The sequence below is a fragment of the Pseudomonas sp. BP01 genome, from assembly GCF_022760795.1.
Taxonomy (GTDB): Bacteria; Pseudomonadota; Gammaproteobacteria; order Pseudomonadales; family Pseudomonadaceae; genus Aquipseudomonas; species Aquipseudomonas putida_Q.
In genome coordinates this window covers 1-228 of the sequence record NZ_JAFBKA010000160.1, presented here as the reverse complement: position 1 = coordinate 228, position 228 = coordinate 1, and the positions used below count along the sequence as shown (strand labels likewise).

General features: G+C 62.3%; 1 protein-coding gene. It reads left to right on the top strand.

What is annotated here, in order from left to right; genetic code table 11:
- On the top strand, nucleotides 1-228 hold a 228-nt coding region (locus tag JOY50_RS28920; protein WP_243056216.1), incomplete at both ends, for an immunoglobulin-like domain-containing protein.

Sequence of the window (228 nt, the reverse complement as noted above, 5' to 3'; positions counted from 1 at the left end):
ACCTGGACAAGACCCCGGTCAGCACCCAGGTCACCGATGAGCCAGGCACCCCGGGCAATGAAGGCGACCTGGTCAAGGTCACCATCACCGCCGACCAGACGTCGGTGGCGGAAAACGTCAAACCGACGTTCACCGTGCACATCAACCAACCGCTGGGCCACGACCTGGTCGTGACCCTGAGCAACAATGCTCAAGTCACCATCAAGGCCGGTGAGACCAGCGCACCGT